The organism is Anabaena sp. AL09, assembly GCF_001672255.1.
Taxonomy (GTDB): Bacteria; Cyanobacteriota; Cyanobacteriia; order Cyanobacteriales; family Nostocaceae; genus Dolichospermum; species Dolichospermum lemmermannii.
Map to the genome: position 1 here is coordinate 1 of NZ_LJOQ01000105.1, position 635 is coordinate 635.

At 37.0% G+C, this 635-nt stretch carries 1 pseudogene; it reads right to left on the reverse strand.

Annotated features, from left to right (window positions below):
• Positions 1 to 616: pseudogene (locus AN490_RS21430) on the reverse strand (addiction module component); the annotation flags it as partial.
• Positions 617 to 635: the final 19 nt, after the last annotated feature.

Here is a 635-nt window from a genome sequence, read left to right on the forward strand (position 1 = left end):
TGGGCTTTTTGCTTTTTATTGCTTCCGTCAAATCTTCAAAAGCTACCTTGATTGCATTTAACATCAAGTCATGGGTGGCTGTAAAAACGATTGTTTGAATCCTACCTTTAAAGGATGTTTCCCGATTATTCCACTTGATTTTACCAAGGTTATTCCGTTTAATTCTATCAGCTTTGGCACTGTTTCCTTTAGCGATAGATTTATGAAAAACTGACCTGATTTTGTTACGTCTAACTTGTTTCGCTGTTCTATAATCAGTTTCTTCTGTTTGGATTTTACCGAAATTATTACCCAAAAATCTAGCACCATCGTTAGAAGATGTGGCATACACTTCTGTGTAGCCTCGGTCACATCCAATTATTTTACCTTGAGTCTTTTTTTCAGCTTTTTGGATGTCAGTCGTGTAATGTATTTCCCATCTGCAATTACGCTTGATTAGCCTTAACTGACATTTTACTTCTGTCGGTAAAGTCGTTGGTAACTTGAGGGTTTTACATGGAGTTAACCCTCCGAAACGCAACCAAACCACACCTTTATCGTCTATTTTAGTATCAAAAGCCCTAAGAATAATTTGGTTACAAACTTTTGTGTGACCTCGATACCAAAACTTTCTCATCAATGTGCAAAGTTTGGGG